Origin of the sequence: Rhizobium sp. 1399 (assembly GCF_031455475.1) — a bacterium.
GTDB lineage: Bacteria > Pseudomonadota > Alphaproteobacteria > Rhizobiales > Rhizobiaceae > Rhizobium.
Map to the genome: position 1 here is coordinate 1 of NZ_JAVDSU010000020.1, position 16,847 is coordinate 16,847.

A 16,847-nucleotide genomic window follows, 5' to 3' on the forward strand; every position below is an offset into this window, starting at 1 on the left:
ACAGAGGACTTTGCAAACCATCGACAACCCGCTCGGCACGAGGTTGTCACCCATGTGTTAGGTACGTTCTGTTACCTATGTCTTCGGTATGGACATATTCAGATCGCTGCTCTTGAGCGGACTCGAACTCTCGGCACCAGATTTGTCTCCACTTCGAATGAAATCAACTGCTTGGCTTTCGAAGCCGAGGACGGACTATTCCCCAAACGGAAGTTCAATTTCTTCGCGGATTTTTTTTGCGCCCTCGATCAGGACCGCGCTGAACCGCTCGGCATCTTGTGCCGGCAGCATTCCCGCCCCGGTTCGAATACTTTCTTGCCACGCGGGCCCGCGTTCCCATGCTTCGTTGTAGACGAACGCCAAGTCAGCAGATCGCCTTGTCTGCTGCAGGGCTTCAAAGAGCAACGCAGCTTGACGAATGTCCTTCTCTTGCTTTGCCGGCCCCTGCCCGTCAGTGTGTCGGCGACTGGCGACGATGAGCTTGTGGACCGCATAGCGGGACGGATCAGGGACGACAACTGGGACACCACTTCGGTGGAGCAGCATTGTCCTGACAGGTTCCCTTATGAGGAAGTCGAGAAAGCGCAATGGATCCGCGCTGGCGCCACCAAGGGCGGGAATCTTCGCCGGCTGGTCGATGTAGTCATCCGAACCGCGGTTAGACGTCAGGAATTCGACCCGGTAGCCGTCCGCATTCTGAAACGCCGACGAGGCCGCGGACCCCGATCGATGCGGAACTGGCCGGAAGCTGGCGTCGACGCCCTGCAGCAGCTCAACGATCGGGGGTAGGCTGTCTTCAACCTCCCGACTGATGGCATAGTCCTGGGCGATGTCCGCATCGCCCGTCAGGATTGCAGCCATGGGAAGCCGGACCCCCAGCAGTCCCGAATAGCACTGAAAGGCTACCGTGCCGATGAGAACACCCCGGAGCCGGAAAAGACCGCCATCGGCAAGAGCCTCGACGATGTCGCCCGACATGGCGTCAGGGGCAATCATCCCGCCTTCGCGGGTGAGGGTATTTACCAAGCGCCTGCGAGCGCGTAGATCGTCCTTGTCCCGCTTATGATCAGCTACGCGCTGCGCGATATCCGGATCATCAGCAGAACCGACGTAACGACGTTTCGTGCCACCATGTCCATCTGGGATGTCGAAGTACCAGTACTTGCGCCCTTTGATGTTCGCCGGGGTGAACCGACCTTCCGGAGGGAAATCGGCCGTCCAAGCGGCGTCGAGCGAGCGCTGACCTAGCTCGGCGAGCATCGTCTGATACATGAGGTCGATGGGCTTCATAGGCTTGGCTCCGGCGTTATACCGTTTTTCAAAAACAGTATAACGGTCGAGAGAATAGGCCGCAAGATAGGATGCTAGCCCTATCGCCTTGAACCAACCCGAACCGCTATATCGGCGGCTCCGCTAATGCACTCCGCTGAACGCACGGTACGGCTAGCATATAGGTCCTGGAGTTGTTGTTGTTTCAAGGCATCTTGTTTGGGTGCGACACCGAAGGCTCGCGAATATTCTCGACTGAACTGAGAAGCGCTCTCATATCCGACTTTGTAGGCGGCCTCGGCGACACTCGCAGCTTGGGTTGCCATGAGTCGGCGCGCCTCCAGTAGGCGAAGTTGTTTCTGAAACTGGAGAGGTGTCATAGCTGTCAGCGCCTTAAAATGTTGATGAAACGATGACGGACTCATCCGCGCAATTTCAGCCAGTTCTTCCACCCGAAGCGTTTCTGCAAAATTGGTATGCAGGACTGATACAGCTCTGACGACGCGCTCAATGTTCGACTCCGGCAAGGCCAGCTTGCAGATTTCGCCGCCATGCGGCCCGCTCAACAACCAGTAGCAGATCTCCCGGACGATCGAAGGTGCCAAAACAGGAATCGCTTTCGGTGTCGCCAGCAACCGAACGAGACGAAGGATGCAATCTTCCAAAGGCTGATCGACCTTCGCGACGAAGGCGCATGGACCTGATGCGTCCGACTGCAGAGGGAGCGCTTCTAATTGTTCGAGGAGTTCCCTTACGGCCGCCACATCAAAGTCAATCATCACACCAACGTATGGTGTCTCCTCACTCGCCTCGACGATCTGACCGGTTGCTGGTACTCCCACACTGACGACGAGGCACTCCATCGTTCCATAGCGCAGCAGCTTCTCTCCAAGCTGCAGCTCTTTGCCGCCCTCAACGACGACGCAAAGCGACGGCCGATAGATGTTGCGCATGGGCATCATCGACTGAAACGAGCGGACGATATTGAAGCCTTCTATGGCCGTCGGAAACAGGCCCTGCCCGCCACCTTGGTCTTCAATGTAGGCCGTTACGGCTGATAGCAATGGAGAATTCAAACGGGGCTCCGGCTGTTTCAGAGGCCACGGTAAGACGTGGGTCCTCGCCGGCATCATCGCCTCTCCTGCAGGAATAGGCAAGTTTCTTGAAGGTTCGGGCATTCTGGTCATTGGACACTCCATCTAGCTTAAGGGTGCAACCAAGCGAGGAGTGAACCTCAAGATGACAGAAATCGTCGCCCGGTCAATAGATCCCTTAGAGACACGAGCGCCGCCCATTGCGTCCAACAGGGAATACGTAACAGGCCTGCGGATGGCCGCCGTATGCATTGTGCTTTTGCTGATCAACGCGTTCTCCCAGATCGATCGAATATTGCCGTTCATCCTGGCGGAAAAGATCAAAGCGGATCTGGAACTGACCGACACGGAGATGGGCCTGCTCACCGGCCTTGCGTTTGCCGTCTGCTACGCACTCCTCTCATTGCCGCTCGCCCGAGCGGCAGATCGGGGGTCTCCCCGGCTCGTATTGGTGTCCTGCGTCCTGATCTGGAGTGTCATGACGACACTCGGCGGTTTTGCCGCCAGTTTCATGTTCCTCGCCCTCACACGTTTCGGCGTTGCGTTCGGGGAGGCTGGCGCAGTGCCGGCAGGTCACGCTCTCATCGTCCGCAAAATTGGCCCGGAGCGACGCGGTCTGGCAATCGGCCTGTTCGCAATGGGCATCCCGTTGGGCACCATGGTGGGCTTTGCCGCCGGCGGCGCGATCGCAGATGTTTTCGGCTGGCGCGTCGTTTTGATCGGTGCTGGAGCTATTGGAATCCTGATCGGGCTGGTGACCATCGTTGTTGCCGGCCCCACCCCTCCACTTCCGACAACCGCCTCTCGCAATGAACCCTTTCTGCAAACCAGCCTTGACCTGTTATCATCCCCGGCGTTCCGCTGGTTGTTCGCGGGCACTATTTTCCTGGGCTTCGCAGGCGCGCCTTTCTATGCCTTCTCCATACCGTTTCTGATCCGCACCCATGGTTTTACCGCGACGGAGGTCGGCGTTTCGTTCGGCATGTTGCAAGGGTTGATGGGCATTATCGGGACTTTGGGCGGCGGACGCTGGTTTGATTTCGCGGTTCGCTCAGGCACCGGCAAGGTGCTCGGCCCGCCGGCAATTCTGTTCTTGATCGCCAGCGTAACGACAACTGCGGCGCTGTTTGCACCGACCGGCTGGATGGCCATTGCACTCTTCGTGCCTGGAATGCTGTCATTTTCATTCATGTTGCCCTGGGGCTTCGGCGCCGCGCATCTGATCGCCGGTTCTGGACGTCAGGCGCAGGCGACCAGCCTCGTCATGATCGGAAGCGGCCTCCTCGGGCCTGCACTTGGCCCTCTGATCGTTGGCATTGTCAGCGATGCTGCCAGCGCAGCCGATATTTCAAACGGCCTCGGCCTTGGCTTGTTGATCGTGCCTTTGTCGACCATGCTGGCAGGCATCACTCTCCTCATCGCAAACCAAAGGGTTGGCGCCTTCCTTCGCCAACCCTGACCGCAAACCGCCGCTGCCGGCTGAACACTCGAAACTTCTTAGGAGATATTCCAATGGCCAACACAGACAATTCCCGGCGCACGTTCCTCGCGCTGGCGGCGGCCGTGCCATCCGCCATCGCCATGAGCGGCATTGCATCGGCCCAATCGTCAGATACTGGCGCTATCGCTCAACCAAGTGACAAGCGTGGTGCGATCGTCACTGGCTCTTCCCGCGGCATTGGCGCCGCGACCGCACGACGCTTGGCGCGGGACGGGTATGCTGTGACGGTGAACTATCTGACGAACCGGGATCTTGCCGAAGCGGTCGTTCGTGACATCGAGGCGGCTGGCGGTCGTGCCATCGTTCGTCAGGGGGACGTTGCAGACCCGGCCGCGGTCAAGGCGCTATTCGACGCCAATGACGAGGCGTTCGGCGGCGTGGACGTGGTGGTCAACAATGCCGGCATCATGAATGTCGGTCCGTTCGCTGAAATGACCGACGCGGCCTTTGACCGGATGATGGCCACCAACGTCAAGGGAAGCTTCAATGTCCTGCGCGAGGCGTCGCGACGGGTTCGCGATGGTGGCCGGATCATCAGCCTGAGCTCAAGCATCATCAAAATGAGCCCTCCCGGAACGGCAGCTTATGCCGCAACCAAGGCGGCGCAGGAGATCTACTCAAACGTTCTCGCCAAGGAACTGGGCGGCCGTAACATCTCGGTCAATGCAATATCACCAGGCGCTGTCGATACCCAACTCCTGCGCCAGCACGGGGAGGAAGCGCTTCGCGGCATACCCGAAGCAACGCCGCTTCGTCGGCTGGGCCAGCCCGAAGATATCGCCAATGTCATAGGGCTCCTCTGCTCGCAGGACGGGGCGTGGATCGATGGCCAAAACGTCTTTGCAAACGGCGGTATCGCATGACGGATGACCGCTGCGGCGAACTTGCCTCGCAGCCAGCAGGATCGCACCCGAATATTCGCCGTGGATGCAGCGAACGGGTGAGGTCGCGGCAAGCCTATAACGCGATCGAATAGGCTCGGACCCGGAACCGTCCCGGTCCGGATGCGCGAAAGGTCGCCTCACCCCATGGCGGCCTCCTGTCCGCCGAAGACGCGCGCCTGAACAATGCGTCTTCGGCGGGCGATCTTGTCCCACCAGAAACAGAAGGATTTGCTGATGTCACAGCCGTGGACACTTGACGATATGCCGTCTCAAAAGGGCCGGACGATCCTGATCACCGGCACCGGAGGTCTGGGCTTCGAAGACGCGCTTGCGCTGGCTCGATCTGGCGCCGACGTTATCATCGCAGGACGCAATCCGACGAAGGGTGCCGAGGCGATCCGTCGCATCAAGGAACAGGCGCCCCAAGCATCGGTCACTCTGGAGATTGTTGATCTCGGCAACCTCGCTTCGATCGAGGCGCTTGCGAGGAGGCTGAAAGAAACCCGCGACCACATCGATGTGCTCATCAACAACGCCGGCGTGATGACGCCGCCGACGCGTCAGACGACGAAGGATGGTTTCGAACTGCAATTCGGCACCAACTATCTCGGCCACTTTGCCCTGACGGGCCACCTGCTGCCGCTGCTCAAGCTTGGACAAGCCCCACGCGTCGTCACGCTTTCCAGCGTTGCTGTTAGAAGCGCAAGCGCCGCAATCAACTTCGACGATCTGCAATGGGAGCGGCACTATAAGCCGATGCTTGCCTACGGTCAGTCGAAGCTGGCTTGCTTGATGTTTGCTTTCGAATTGCAACGGCGAAGTGAAGAGGCAGGCTGGGGTGTCACCAGTATCGCTGCCCACCCAGGCGTGTCGCGCACCGATCTGCTTCACAATGCCCCTGGGCGCCACAGTGCTCAAGGCCTCCTCAGGACGTTCTTGTGGTTTTTATTCCAGCCCGTTGCACAGGGTGCGCTGCCGACGTTGTTTGCAGCCACATCCCCAGAGGCCCGAGGCGGCGGCTATTACGGTCCCGACAGGCTCAGCGAGACCCGTGGACATCCAACGGAAGCACAAATTCCGCGCCAGGCGATGGAAAAGCATGTGGCGCAAAAGCTGTGGGAAATCTCGGAAAAACTCACGGGCATTTCGTTCAATGCCCAGGCTCCCACTCCAGAGCTCTCTGGCCCAGGCGCGACAACGATCGCGCGGGAGGGGTAAGAGATGGACCCGCTCGGAAATCTTGTCGACTGGATTGCGATATACGGCATATTCGGTCTCTTCGCGATCGGTCTGGCGGAGCGTTTCTTGCCTGCCCTGCCCTCCTATGGCGTTCTCGTCGCCATCGGTATCGCGGCCGACGACGAGGTCTGGTCGCTTCAAACTGCCGTCATCGGGACGACGGTCGGAAGTTCCATTGGAGCGCTCGGTCTCTATCTTCTCGTACGAGCAGTCGGCCAAAAGCGGTCTAAAGCGCTTCTTTACTCGGTGAGCGGATGGATGGGTATGTCGCGGCCGCGTATCAATTGGACATTGTCCTCCCTGCGCGACCGGGAACAAGCGCTGACGATCCTGTTGCAACTCATTCCCACTGTGCGGCTGATCGCGCCGGTCGCGGCGGGGCTTTTGGGCACAAGTACGCTGCGGTTTGTCGCTGGCGTAGCAGTCGGCATAGTCTTGTGGAACGGCTTGTTCATCGCCGCAGGTTATCTGGCTGTTTTGGTCATTCCGGGTATCAATTCATCCGCGCTCGCACTGAAGATACTGATCCTGCTTGTTGTCGCAGAGGGACTTGTGGCCTTGGTATGGCGGCTTCAGCGACGATATGCGGTGCGCGTTACTCCGGGAGCCAGCGAGCGATGACGAACGGGACTGCTGATGCCTTTTTGTTTTTTCGGGCGTGGCTTTCCGCTCCCCTTCGCGTCGCCTCGGTTACGCCATCAGGACGCGCGTTGTCTTCACTCATGACGACCGAAATTTCTGCGGACACAGGCACAGTCATTGAGCTGGGTCCGGGAACAGGCGTTTTTACGGAAGCATTGCTGAATCGAGGTGTCGCTGAAGAAAATCTCGTGCTGGTCGAGTATGGTGCTGAGTTTGCCAACCAACTTAGCGATCGCTTCCCAACCGCAAAAACCGTCCAGATGGATGCTACACAGTTGCGCAAGTTGCCGCTTCATGCCTTTGCCCCTGTGGGTGCTGTCGTCAGCGGACTTCCTCTTCTATCGATGCCATTGCGCAAAGTGCATGCTATCCTGGAGGGGGCATTTTCGCATCTTCGCCCGGGTGGAGCATTCTACCAATTCACTTACGGGCCGAAATGCCCGATCGCCAGACCTTTGCTCGACCGTCTCGGCCTGAAGGCGACGTATGTCGGCTGCACCCTCGCCAATATTCCACCCGCCGCCGTCTATCGTATTAGCCGAAGACGACCGCGGAGGACATTCGAACCGGCGCATCAGGATCTAATGTTCGATGGCCAGAAAGCTCCATCCTAGCGAGCAGCAGCTCCACCTGCATTGCTATTCCTGTTCCGGCTGAATCCGGCGAGCACCGGACATTCCAGTACAGCCTGAAGCATTCCTTCAGCACTCAGTCAATGGGATTACGCCTTGCCCTGCATCCGGTGATCGATGGTGCCGGTGATATGGTCCCAGCCAGAAAGCGCAATTTCCGCCACAGCATGGAGTTCATCGCGATCCGCTCCGTCGCGGGCGCGGATCGCCATCCCACTTTGCACCGTTTGCACGAATCTCGCCAGTTTGGTCGTGTCTGCCGTGGCCTTGAGGTCACCGTCGCTCTTCGCCCTGTCGAAGCGGGCCTTGAGGAGGTCGAAGCCGCCGGCGCGGGTCGCGCGCATGAGTTCGTCCAGTTCGGCATGTCCTTCGCTGCCCACGGTCGCGAGCGTCGCCATGCACCCATGGGGTAGATCGAGATCTCCACCGGTCATGGCGATCGCCGAATCCTGGAGAAAGAGCAGTGCGGCCTGCCTCGCTGTCGAAGCAGCCCTGAAGCGGGTCCAGACCAACCCTTCGTACGTTGTGTAGTAATATTTGAGCGCCTCCGCATAGAGCGCATCCTTCGAGCCGAAGGCCGCATAAAGGCTCTTGGTCCCGATCCCCATTGTTTCCGTCAGGTCCGCAATCGAGGTCGCCTCATAACCCTTGATCCAGAACAGCCGTGTCGCCGCTGCAAGCGCGGCTTGGCGGTCGAATTCCCGCGGGCGCCCGCGTGAGCGGCGGGTCGGCTCTGAGCGGTTGGGGTAGATTGAAACATCATTGTGCATCGACCACTGCATAAATCAGTTGACGACCATTTGCAATGCCGCTACCTATTTATGCATCGATCACTGCATAAAGGAAATGATGATGGAATTGCTTGGAAAGCGTGCCCTGGTGAATGGTGGTTCCCGGGGTATAGGTGCCGCGATCGCGATTGCGCTCGCCGAGAAGGGCGCAGATGTCGCGTTCACCTATCAACGCTCGGCAGACAGGGCTGCATCAGTGGCTCAGACGATCGTGGAAAAAGGCCGGCGCGGGCTTGCCATTCAGGCCGACAGCGCCGACCCGGACGCCATCCGTCGCGCCGTGAGCGAGACGGTGGACACCCTTGGAGGGCTCGATATTCTCGTCAACAGTGCCGGCATCGGAACCGGCGGCATGACCGCGGATCTGGCACTCGCCGACCTGCAGGCCATGCTTGACGTCAACGTTCGCGCGCCCGTCCTCTTCGCTCAGGCGGCGATCCCACATTTGTCATCCGGAGGCCGGATCATCTCGATCGGCTCCTCTCTGGCGGAGCGCGTGCCTTTCCCGGGCGTGACGACCTATGCCATGTCGAAGTCGGCGCTACTGTCCTTCACGCGAGGCCTTTCGCGCGAACTCGGGCCTCACGGCATCACCGTCAATCTTGTTCTCCCCGGTTCAACGGACACGGACATGAACCCGGCCAATGGCGAGAATGCCGATTATCAGCGGAGCCTCACATCGCTCGGCCGGTTTGGCGAGCCCCGCGAAGTCGCCAGCGCCGTCGCGTTTCTGGCAGGTCCAGGTGCAAATCTGATTACGGGTGCAGTTCTCAGTGTAGATGCAGGCTTCAACGCCTGATCTTGGGCCTCGCGTTGTCCGGACGTCGTGTCTTACGGCATCCGGCTTTCAGCTCGTATCGCAACTGAACCCTATCCTCTCCGGCGGCTGTCTTCTGTCAGGTCACGAAGTCATACCGCCCGAAGCTTCCGTCACCGGTTTGCTTGATTTCGAGGAGCAGCGCTTCGTCAAACAGCCTATCTCCCGCATTTCTGGCCTCTCCGGGAAAATAGAGTTGAGTGGTGAGGACGCGCCCACCGGGGCGTTGAACCTTGAAATGGAAATGCCGCGTACGGCCGGGATAAAGCGCGGGCACGATAGTGTTGAACCACCAGCGCCCTTGGGAATCGGTGAACTGGTGTCCGCGCAGACGGAAACCCACGCTGTCATAGTCGCCGTTTTCGTCCGCGTGCCAGATTTCGACGAGACTGCCGCCGAGCGGCCGGCAGCGATTGTCGAGCACGAAACCCGCGACGGTTATTCGCTCCCCTCCGGGCGCATCCGGATAGAGATCCCGATTGACCGGTGAGTTCGGCTTGAAGAAGGGACCGGCTTCCCGTTCGAGCGTCAGCTCGTCTTCATTGTCACATGCAGGGGTGAGCGGCAGTTCGGGAGGGGCCTGCGCAAACGCGTCCATTCTCGCTACGTCAATAAGAGGGAGCGTCAGAAAGGCAGTCAGAAGCGAACGTCTGGTGGAAGGCAAGGCTGGCCTCCAAGTGATTTGTTCTAGGATGATGGCGAATTGGTCCAGGCGGCCTTACCGTAGGCGTTGCGCGGCATTCGCCTGCGCCTCACGGATCAGGCCGGAATACATATTCTCCTTGCCGGGATACCACGGCATCGTGGCGATGGAGCCGAAGCCGGGAATCGTTTCCATATGTGCGACCATGCGGGCGCGCATGCGCTCGTCAGGTAGCGGTCCCGTCATCGCCTGGACATTGTCGCTCATGTGGTCGGGGTTGGACGTGCCGCACAGCACGGTGCTGACCGCGGGATGCGCCATGACCCACTTCAGGAAGAACTGCGCCCAGCTGGTCGCCCCGAACTCCTGCGCAAAGCCGGGGAGCGGCTGCCCCTCGACCACCTTCATCAGGCGGGCCTTTTCGAGCGGCAGATTGATCAGGACGCCAACGCCCTTGTCGGCGGCGGCCGGGAGCAGGCGGCGCTCGGCATCGCGGTTGAAGATCGAGTAGTTCGTCTGAATGAAGTCGACCTCGTCGCGCTGGACAATCGCCAATAACTGGTCCTGTGCCACCGACTCGTGATGGGTCACGCCGACATGGCGGATGAGGCCCTCCTTCTTCCAGGCCTTCATCAGCGGGATGACGACTGGCGCATTGGTGATGCTATGGCATTGCATGAGATTGATCGCGGCGCGCCAGGTCCGCATGCGCGATTGCCGAAAGCTTTCGACGGCGTGGCTTTCGTCGCCGAGATATTCCCCTGTCGACCAGACCTTGTTGGCGAGGAACATCTCGTCTGAGCCTTCAAACTCTCCCATAAACTGGCCGACGCTGACTTCGGCCGAGCCGTAGAGCGGCGATGTGTCGACCACGCGACCGCCCGCGGCGACGTACCGTTCGAAGACCTGCCGAAGAGCCTCGCGGCGATCCCCGGGCTAGAGGTCGAAGGTCAGGAAGGTGCCGAGGCCGAGGGCCGTGACACGCTCGCCGGTACGCGGCAAGGTGCGGGTCAGCACGTCCGGGTTTGATCCCGTGGTCGGCGACGCAACATTCGTTTCCTGGGCTTGCGCCGTGGCGTGAGCGGCGAGTGCCAGCCCTGTTGCAGCCGCACCCATCGTGCCGAGGAAGCCGCGCCTATTGATATTCGACTGGTCCATGGGATCTCTCCTGTTTCGTTAACCGTCAGAACTGCCAGTTGGCGGGAACCCAGGCGTAGCCGCCATCGGTCTTCAGCATCCGGCCAAGACCAGGGAATGGATAGTGGAAGCCAAGCACGGGCATGCGCTCGGCAGCCGCCCTGTCGAAGATGCGCCGACGGGAGGAAAGAGCCGTCTCCTTGTCGCGGTCCGGGCCGGGAAGCCAGGGATTGTCGACATTGACGACAGGGTGATAGGCAAGGTCTGCCGTCAGCAGCAACTGGTCGCTCCCTGAATGGACGAGGAAGGTCGCCATGCCCGGCGTATGCCCGAAGGCGGCGATCGTCGTCAGACCCGGCACGATCTCGGCGCCGGCTTCATAGAGCTCGACATCGTCCATGAACGGCTGGAGGCTGTTCTTGATGTTCGCTGCGAAGCGCAGGCGGAATTCTTCCGGGACCGGCATGTAGGAGAGGTCCGGATCGGTTCGGACGAAGAAGTCCCAGTCTGCCTTCGGAACGAATACAGTGGCGCGGGGAAAGGCCTTGCTGCCGTCTGCGGTTCTCAGATTGCCGACATGGTCGGGATGGGTGTGGGAGATGACGATCGCGTCAACGTCCGAAGGACTGAGGCCGATCGCCGCGAGGTTATCGAAGATGCGCCCGCCATTCGGGCCCATGGTCTTGCCCGCGCCAGCCTCGATCAGAATCCGCCGGCCGCCGGTCTCGATCAGCAGCGTGTTGAGATTGAGCGTCATGTGGTCGGTCGGCAGAAATGCTTGCCGCAGGACCTCCTGAAGCTCGGCTTCCGGCGCGTTGCTTGCATAGACGCGGGGCGGGCCACCAATCACACCATCGCTCAAAACAGTCGCGCTGATGTCGCCAACGCGGAAACGGTAGTGACCAGCATTGCTGCTCACCGAAGACGCGGCCTGCGCGTTGGCCCTGCCAGAGCCACCCAGGCTTGGGATGAGCACGCTTGATGCGCCTGCGACGGCGGACAGCATGATGGCTCGTCGGTTGAGAGTGAAGGCATTCATCGGTTTCCCCTTCTTCATTGGGTGCGCTCCGCTTCGTTTTCCTGGATCGGACATGACCGGCAAAAGGAATTTGCCAGAACGCGAACTTAATCCGCACAACCATGACATGGGACGATTGATCTGATAACCTGCGTTAAGTTTATCAGCTTGATTAGAAATACTTCTCAATGGACCCTATTCGTCTAGACAGTTTCGACGTCTTCGTCGCCATCGTGCGCTGTGGCGGGTTCCGCGCCGCAGCACTCGAGCGAGGGGTCTCGTCATCGGCCTTGAGCCAAACGATGAACGCCCTGGAAGAGGCTCTTGGTATCCGGCTCCTCAATCGAACGACGAGGAGCGTGTTCCCGACGGAGGCAGGACAGCGCCTTCTTGAGCGTCTGGCACCTGCGTTGAGCGACATCAGGCTCGCCATAGCGGAGGTCGACGATTTACGGGACAGTCCGTCCGGGACTCTCAGGATCAACGCTCCCGCACCGGCCGTCGATCATTTTCTCTGCCCGCTCGTATTGGACTTCATGGATGCCTATCGCGAGGTGAGGATCGAGATCATCAGCGATGCGGCCGTCATCGATATCGTGGAACAGGGATTCGACGCCGGTGTCAGGTTCGGTAAGCAGCTGGCGCAGGACATGATTGCGCTGCCGCTTGGACCCGCGCTTCGTTATGCAATCGTCGCTTCACCTGACTATATCGCGAGGTGCGGACGGCCGCAGACGCCGCATGAACTCGGCGCCCACGATTGTGTACGGCGTCGTTTCCCGGGTGGCACGCTCGTCACCTGGCGGTTCAACGAGGGCGGCGAAGATATCGAAGTTACGCCGACGGGCCGCCTGACGGTCAGCTCTGCGCACAATGAACTGCAAGCGGCACTTGCGGGCAGAGGCATCGCCCATGTCTTCGACGACTACGCCAAACCGTATATCCAGAGCGGCCGGCTGGTGGAGCTTCTGTCCGACTGGAGTCCCACCTTGCCACACTGGTTCTTATACTACCCCAGCCGCCGCCTCCCGAGCGCAGCCATGCGTGCATTTCTCGACTACATGAGGAGCTACGACTGGAAGGCGAAGGACGCCCTCGCCCCGTGGTGATTTGGCCGCAGCTTGCGTAGAGACAAAATCGGAGCTTCTTCTAAATCCGGCGTTGTTCGGCCGCATCGAACTCTCTACGGGCGGCTTCGATGTCTTGCCATGTGTCGCGGATCCAGTCGGTGAATCCGGCGAGCGGCTTGAGCATCGATTTTCCGCGATCGGTCAACTCGTATTCCACTCGCGGCGGCAGTTCGGTGTAATAATGCCGCGCGACCAGCCCATCCCTCTCAAGATTGCGAAGAGTGAGCGTCAGCATACGCTGCGAGATATCGGGAATGCCGCGTCGAAGGGCGCCGAACCGCATGGGCGCATCGGGGGAAAGCGATAGCATCGATACGACAAGAATCGTCCATTTGTCTCCCAGGCGAGCCAGCACGCTGCCGGGGGCGCAAGGGGTCAGAACCGGCCCTTGCGGCGTTTCGATCACAGGTCGGCCGTTTATCTCGCGTGGCATTAAACCTCCGTCAGACATTTCCATTGGTTATCTTCGTGTGCCCGAGGACCAAAATTGTGCCGTCTTGCGCGCATTTTCCAATTGTTCCACATGGTAACTACGTAAGTTACCAAGGAGAACTAACATGTCAAATACGCCGGAGTTTCTCGTGTTCGGAGCGACAGGCCAGCAAGGGGGAGCGGTGACTCGGGCACTGCTCGAAGCAGGCCGCGGAGTTCGCGCCTTCGTTCGCGACCCATACAGCGAAAAGGCCAAGTCTCTTGCCGCGGACGGTGTCAGCCTAGCGGTGGGTGACTTGTTCGATCGCGCATCGATCGACCTCGCGATGAAAGGAATCCGTGGCGTTTTCAGCGTGCAGACGAGCTCCCCGTCGGGATTGCTTACGGATGAACAGGAAGTCGAGCAGGGCAAGTCTGTCGCTGACAGCGCGGTGTCCAATGGCGTTGCTCATCTTGTTTACTCCTCGACCGGAGCTGCCGGGAAGGGCCACACCGGTATGGGTCATTTCGACAGCAAGTCTCGCATCGAGGACTACGTTCGCAGCTTGCCAATCGCCACGACGATCACCCGCCCCGCCAGCTTCATGGAGATGATGATGCTCCCGGGAATGGGTTTGAACACCGGCGTTTTTACCTACTTCATGCGGCCGGATCAGTCGATGCAGATGATAGCACTCCATGACCTTGGTCGCATCAACGCGCAGATACTGTGCGAACCTGATATTTATGCCGGCCAGGTCATCGAGCTATCTGGACAAGACATCACAGGAAAGGATCTACAAGACGCATTCTCGCATGCCGCAGGACGTCCTACTCGCTACCAGCGGTTTTCCGAGGAATTGTTGAGCGAGAACGACTTTCTGAAACGGCTGACTGCTCTCGTAGACAACGGCGTGGTCGCGGGGATCGCAGACATCGCTGCCCTCGAACGCGAGTTCGGACCCATGTTGAGATTGGAACAGTGGCTTGCCGGTCCAGGAAAAACGTTGTTTGAAAACGCACTCAGCGCGGAACCGTCAAGTATCGGACTGCGATGACGCATGAAACAGCCGGAGGGATCGATCCCTCCGGCAGCGAAAGCTGCGCATGTCATGATTTGAGGCGTTGAAAGAACCAGCGCAGTTACGGCGGCCCCTGCCTTGGACATGGAACGACGATGGAAGAGCATGACATTCCTGCTCAGGATCGACTTCGCCCTCAGGCGGTTGGAAGGGCTACGCTCACAAGATCGGGACTTTGCTTGAGGCCCGGCCTCCGGTACCTCATTTGACGCGCTGCCATTCGATTCTGATTTCAGTGCCTTCCGGCCTGCGGAATTGCTCCGTCATACGATCATCTTCAACAATCAGCCTTAGATCATTGCGTGTTCGCACGCTGCCAACCCAGTTCGGAAACGTCGCCCCTTCGACACGGTTGCCGCTGAATTCTCCCCTCTCATCAACGGTGTAGGTTCCGAAAAAACCGATACTGCGTGACATCGCCATGCGATTTTCATCATCTGTCCCCTCACCGCGAGCATTGGAAACAAACCGCGGGACGTCAGCGTCGGTAAGGACTTCGACGAAGTGCATGTCGGGAGTGAAGACGAGAAGACCGTTGGGGTTTTCTCCATAGGCGGCGATATTTTGCCCGCCGGGATCGATCGTCGCCGACATCATGCGCCAGGTGCCTACGACCTGGTTTTCTGTAGCGGTCTGCGCGAAGGCAGAGGACGAAATGATTAAGGCGAGAACCAATATAGCTGATCGAACGGACATTTTGTTTCCTTTCGTGTTCGAGGTCGGTGTCCCCGTGCCGCTGCTGCGGTTCACAGGCCCTGTCGGTCGGCGGAATTCGCCGCTTCTCGCTGTGCCTCAAGAGCATGCAAGCGCGCGGAAAGCGCCTGTGAAATAGAGGAATAAGCCGTGCTACCCAGCGCCAGCCGCAGTGGCGGTGTTTCGCTCTCGGCGGCCGACAGGATTGCGGCTACGGTGCGCGCCGCATCTCCCCTGATCTCGAAGCTGCCCTCAGCGATCGCCCGGCGAACGGCGCCGGCAGGGGTCTCATTGTAGGCATCCATCGGTGTTGCGCGGACGAGATTGGCTCCGAAATTCGTGCCGGTCGGTCCCGGCTCGGCGATAATGAAGTCGATACCGAAAGGCGCCGCTTCCTGTGCCACGGCCTCGACAAAGTCCTCGATGCCCCACTTGGTTGCATGATAGAGGCTGAAGCCCGGATAGGCGATCTGCCCTCCTTCGGACGAGACCTGGACGATCCGCCCGCCGCCTTGCCTTCGAAGAAAGGGAAGTGCTGCGCGGATCAGATGGATGGATCCAGCAAGGTTGGTGGCTATGTGCCGGTCGATCTCTTCGGGTCCGGTCAGCTGGTGACGGTACTTGATGACTGGTGCCCGCCGACGCCTGGTCTGGCCCTCTATTACCCGCGTAGCCGGCACGTCCCATCCCCGCTTCGGGCCTTCATCGACCTCTTGCGAGAGGTGGACAGAACACGATGAGGGGACGACGGTAAATGGCATCCGCCCCCTCAGATGATGTGGTAGACCCGCGGCACCCATCGCTTTTAGCCCTTTCGCATTGCGGATGCTCGCCTGGTATGTCAGGGCGTCGATGGCTTGCGCCGCAAGATCATGCCGCCATGGTGCAACGTGTTGGCATCGACGAAATCGCCGTCGGCAGTGAAGCCCGTGTCATCCCAGTACTCGATATGCGTTCCCTCGACTTCATAGCGGCCCTCATAGGCTCGCTCACGCTGACCGCGGGCCTCGACATAGCGTCCGCTTGGCAGAAGTTCATGGCGAACACGGTTGTCGTCGGTGACCCACATGCCAACGTAGGGGTGGTTCGGCTGCAAATTTGTCTCCTGTGCTTCTGCGGGTTGAAACGAAAGTGTGGCCGCTGTGATGAGTGCTGCAAATGGCTGTCGCATGGTCGGGCTCCGTTAAGCGTTACCGTTCTCAGTTTGGATCGCGCGTGGGTGCGCGGTGTCGGTTCGGCAGACACTCAGTTCTGCCGAAACCGCAGGCGTCGGTCATTGGGAACGTGGGGCGTTGTTGTCGACGACCTGCTGATAGGCAACGAGGTCCAGGAAGGCTTCCGCATTGACGACGAGGCCATCCTTCATCTTGAAGATCCAGACAAACTGGTTGCGATAAGGTGCGCCCGACGTCGTGGTCGCCGTCCCGTCGAAGCGGATAATGATGATGTCGCCGTCGGCAAAGATGTCGTGCACCTCGGGCACGACCGGCGACGCAAGGCGACTTGTCAGAGGGCGCGATGCCTGTTCGATAAAATCCTTCTGGTTGCGATAGGTGCCGGCAACCGGTCCGGAGCCGTGGATCGTCCAGACGACGTCGGGAGCGAGAAGTTCCGCGAAGACATAGGTACCCCCGCGCCATTTTTCGAAGGCGGCTTCGACGATAGCCTTGTTCCGTTGCTCCATTGCGGCACTGTGCGGAGCCTGCATCTGCGTTGCTGCGGTGTTGGCAATGGCTGGGCCCGGCAGGGCGGGCGACAGCAATGCCAGTGTGATCAGAGCCGTTCGGCTTGCGCCGGCAATCCGGTTGTATGTCGGGAGAATGGTCATGGTATCGGTCCTTTCCTGTTGCTGAGGGCTTGATGG

The 16,847-nt window shown here is 59.6% G+C and carries 18 protein-coding genes and 1 pseudogene; 8 read left to right on the forward strand and 11 right to left on the reverse strand.

Annotation, left to right across the window (positions count from 1 at the left end; translation table 11 throughout):
- Nucleotides 1-195: 195 nt before the first annotated feature.
- Both J2X71_RS35440 and J2X71_RS35445 read right to left on the reverse strand, forming a co-directional pair.
- Nucleotides 196-1,290 carry a GSU2403 family nucleotidyltransferase fold protein gene (locus tag J2X71_RS35440; protein ID WP_310389897.1) on the reverse strand — a complete coding sequence of 365 codons (1,095 nt, stop codon included), beginning with the start codon at nt 1,288-1,290 and terminating at the stop codon, nt 196-198.
- Nucleotides 1,291-1,370: 80 nt separating this feature from the next.
- Nucleotides 1,371-2,345, reverse strand: a complete 975-nt coding sequence (locus tag J2X71_RS35445; protein ID WP_310390132.1) for an AraC family transcriptional regulator — start codon at nt 2,343-2,345, stop codon at nt 1,371-1,373.
- Between the two features lie 163 nt (nt 2,346-2,508).
- Here J2X71_RS35445 and J2X71_RS35450 point away from each other — a divergent pair, with 163 nt between their 5' ends.
- From J2X71_RS35450 to J2X71_RS35470, 5 genes are all read left to right on the forward strand, one after another.
- Nucleotides 2,509-3,822 (forward strand): MFS transporter, encoded by a 1,314-nt coding sequence (locus tag J2X71_RS35450; protein ID WP_310389899.1) that lies wholly within the window; start codon nt 2,509-2,511, stop codon nt 3,820-3,822.
- Nucleotides 3,823-3,875: 53 nt separating this feature from the next.
- Entirely contained in the window at nt 3,876-4,727 is an 852-nt protein-coding gene (locus J2X71_RS35455; RefSeq protein ID WP_310389901.1) for an SDR family oxidoreductase, read from the forward strand.
- Nucleotides 4,728-4,982: 255 nt separating this feature from the next.
- Entirely contained in the window at nt 4,983-5,966 is a 984-nt protein-coding gene (locus J2X71_RS35460) for an oxidoreductase (protein ID WP_310389903.1), read from the forward strand.
- 3 nt (nt 5,967-5,969) lie between these two features.
- The gene (locus tag J2X71_RS35465) at nt 5,970-6,608 is read left to right on the forward strand and encodes a VTT domain-containing protein (RefSeq protein WP_310389905.1); all 639 of its coding nucleotides are present in this window, start codon (nt 5,970-5,972) and stop codon (nt 6,606-6,608) included.
- Entirely contained in the window at nt 6,605-7,243 is a 639-nt protein-coding gene (locus J2X71_RS35470; RefSeq protein WP_310389907.1) for a methyltransferase domain-containing protein, read from the forward strand. The genes J2X71_RS35465 and J2X71_RS35470 overlap by 4 nt, the downstream gene beginning before the upstream one ends.
- 107 nt (nt 7,244-7,350) lie before the next feature.
- Here the strand turns inward: J2X71_RS35470 and J2X71_RS35475 are convergent, their stop codons facing one another.
- Complete coding sequence (locus J2X71_RS35475; RefSeq protein ID WP_310389908.1) at nt 7,351-8,031, reverse strand: TetR/AcrR family transcriptional regulator; 681 nt, start codon at nt 8,029-8,031, stop codon at nt 7,351-7,353.
- Nucleotides 8,032-8,110: 79 nt separating this feature from the next.
- On the opposite strand from J2X71_RS35475, the gene J2X71_RS35480 reads away from it, so the two are divergent.
- A complete protein-coding gene (locus J2X71_RS35480) occupies nt 8,111-8,851 on the forward strand; it encodes an SDR family oxidoreductase (RefSeq protein WP_310390134.1) in 741 nt (246 codons plus the stop codon).
- A gap of 97 nt (nt 8,852-8,948) precedes the next feature.
- On the opposite strand, the gene J2X71_RS35485 is transcribed toward J2X71_RS35480, so the two are convergent.
- The 3 genes and pseudogenes from J2X71_RS35485 to J2X71_RS35495 all read right to left on the reverse strand — a co-directional run bounded on the left by J2X71_RS35485 (nt 8,949) and on the right by J2X71_RS35495 (nt 11,688).
- Complete coding sequence (locus J2X71_RS35485) at nt 8,949-9,533, reverse strand: intradiol ring-cleavage dioxygenase (RefSeq protein ID WP_310389910.1); 585 nt, start codon at nt 9,531-9,533, stop codon at nt 8,949-8,951.
- Nucleotides 9,534-9,587: 54 nt separating this feature from the next.
- A pseudogene (locus J2X71_RS35490) lies at nt 9,588-10,670 on the reverse strand (aldo/keto reductase).
- A 25-nt stretch (nt 10,671-10,695) separates the two neighbouring features.
- Nucleotides 10,696-11,688: an MBL fold metallo-hydrolase gene (locus J2X71_RS35495; protein ID WP_310390136.1), complete on the reverse strand. Its 993-nt coding sequence runs from the start codon at nt 11,686-11,688 to the stop codon at nt 10,696-10,698.
- Between the two features lie 167 nt (nt 11,689-11,855).
- Between J2X71_RS35495 and J2X71_RS35500 the strand changes: the two genes are divergently transcribed.
- Nucleotides 11,856-12,776, forward strand: a complete 921-nt coding sequence (locus J2X71_RS35500; protein WP_310389914.1) for a LysR family transcriptional regulator — start codon at nt 11,856-11,858, stop codon at nt 12,774-12,776.
- A 40-nt stretch (nt 12,777-12,816) separates the two neighbouring features.
- Here the strand turns inward: J2X71_RS35500 and J2X71_RS35505 are convergent, their stop codons facing one another.
- Entirely contained in the window at nt 12,817-13,254 is a 438-nt protein-coding gene (locus J2X71_RS35505) for a winged helix-turn-helix transcriptional regulator (RefSeq protein WP_374108228.1), read from the reverse strand.
- 100 nt (nt 13,255-13,354) lie between these two features.
- On the opposite strand from J2X71_RS35505, the gene J2X71_RS35510 reads away from it, so the two are divergent.
- The gene (locus tag J2X71_RS35510) at nt 13,355-14,266 is read left to right on the forward strand and encodes an NmrA/HSCARG family protein (RefSeq protein ID WP_310389916.1); all 912 of its coding nucleotides are present in this window, start codon (nt 13,355-13,357) and stop codon (nt 14,264-14,266) included.
- Nucleotides 14,267-14,491: 225 nt separating this feature from the next.
- Here J2X71_RS35510 and J2X71_RS35515 read toward each other — a convergent pair whose 3' ends face one another.
- The 4 genes from J2X71_RS35515 to J2X71_RS35530 all read right to left on the reverse strand — a co-directional run bounded on the left by J2X71_RS35515 (nt 14,492) and on the right by J2X71_RS35530 (nt 16,811).
- On the reverse strand, nt 14,492-14,986 hold the full coding sequence (locus tag J2X71_RS35515; protein WP_310389918.1) for a lipocalin-like domain-containing protein: 495 nt from the start codon (nt 14,984-14,986) through the stop codon (nt 14,492-14,494).
- A gap of 50 nt (nt 14,987-15,036) precedes the next feature.
- Nucleotides 15,037-15,744 (reverse strand): SDR family NAD(P)-dependent oxidoreductase, encoded by a 708-nt coding sequence (locus J2X71_RS35520; protein ID WP_310389920.1) that lies wholly within the window; start codon nt 15,742-15,744, stop codon nt 15,037-15,039.
- An 80-nt stretch (nt 15,745-15,824) separates the two neighbouring features.
- A complete protein-coding gene (locus tag J2X71_RS35525) occupies nt 15,825-16,154 on the reverse strand; it encodes an Atu4866 domain-containing protein (protein WP_113322633.1) in 330 nt (109 codons plus the stop codon).
- A 102-nt stretch (nt 16,155-16,256) separates the two neighbouring features.
- On the reverse strand, nt 16,257-16,811 hold the full coding sequence (locus J2X71_RS35530) for a nuclear transport factor 2 family protein (RefSeq protein ID WP_310389923.1): 555 nt from the start codon (nt 16,809-16,811) through the stop codon (nt 16,257-16,259).
- Nucleotides 16,812-16,847 lie beyond the last annotated feature (36 nt).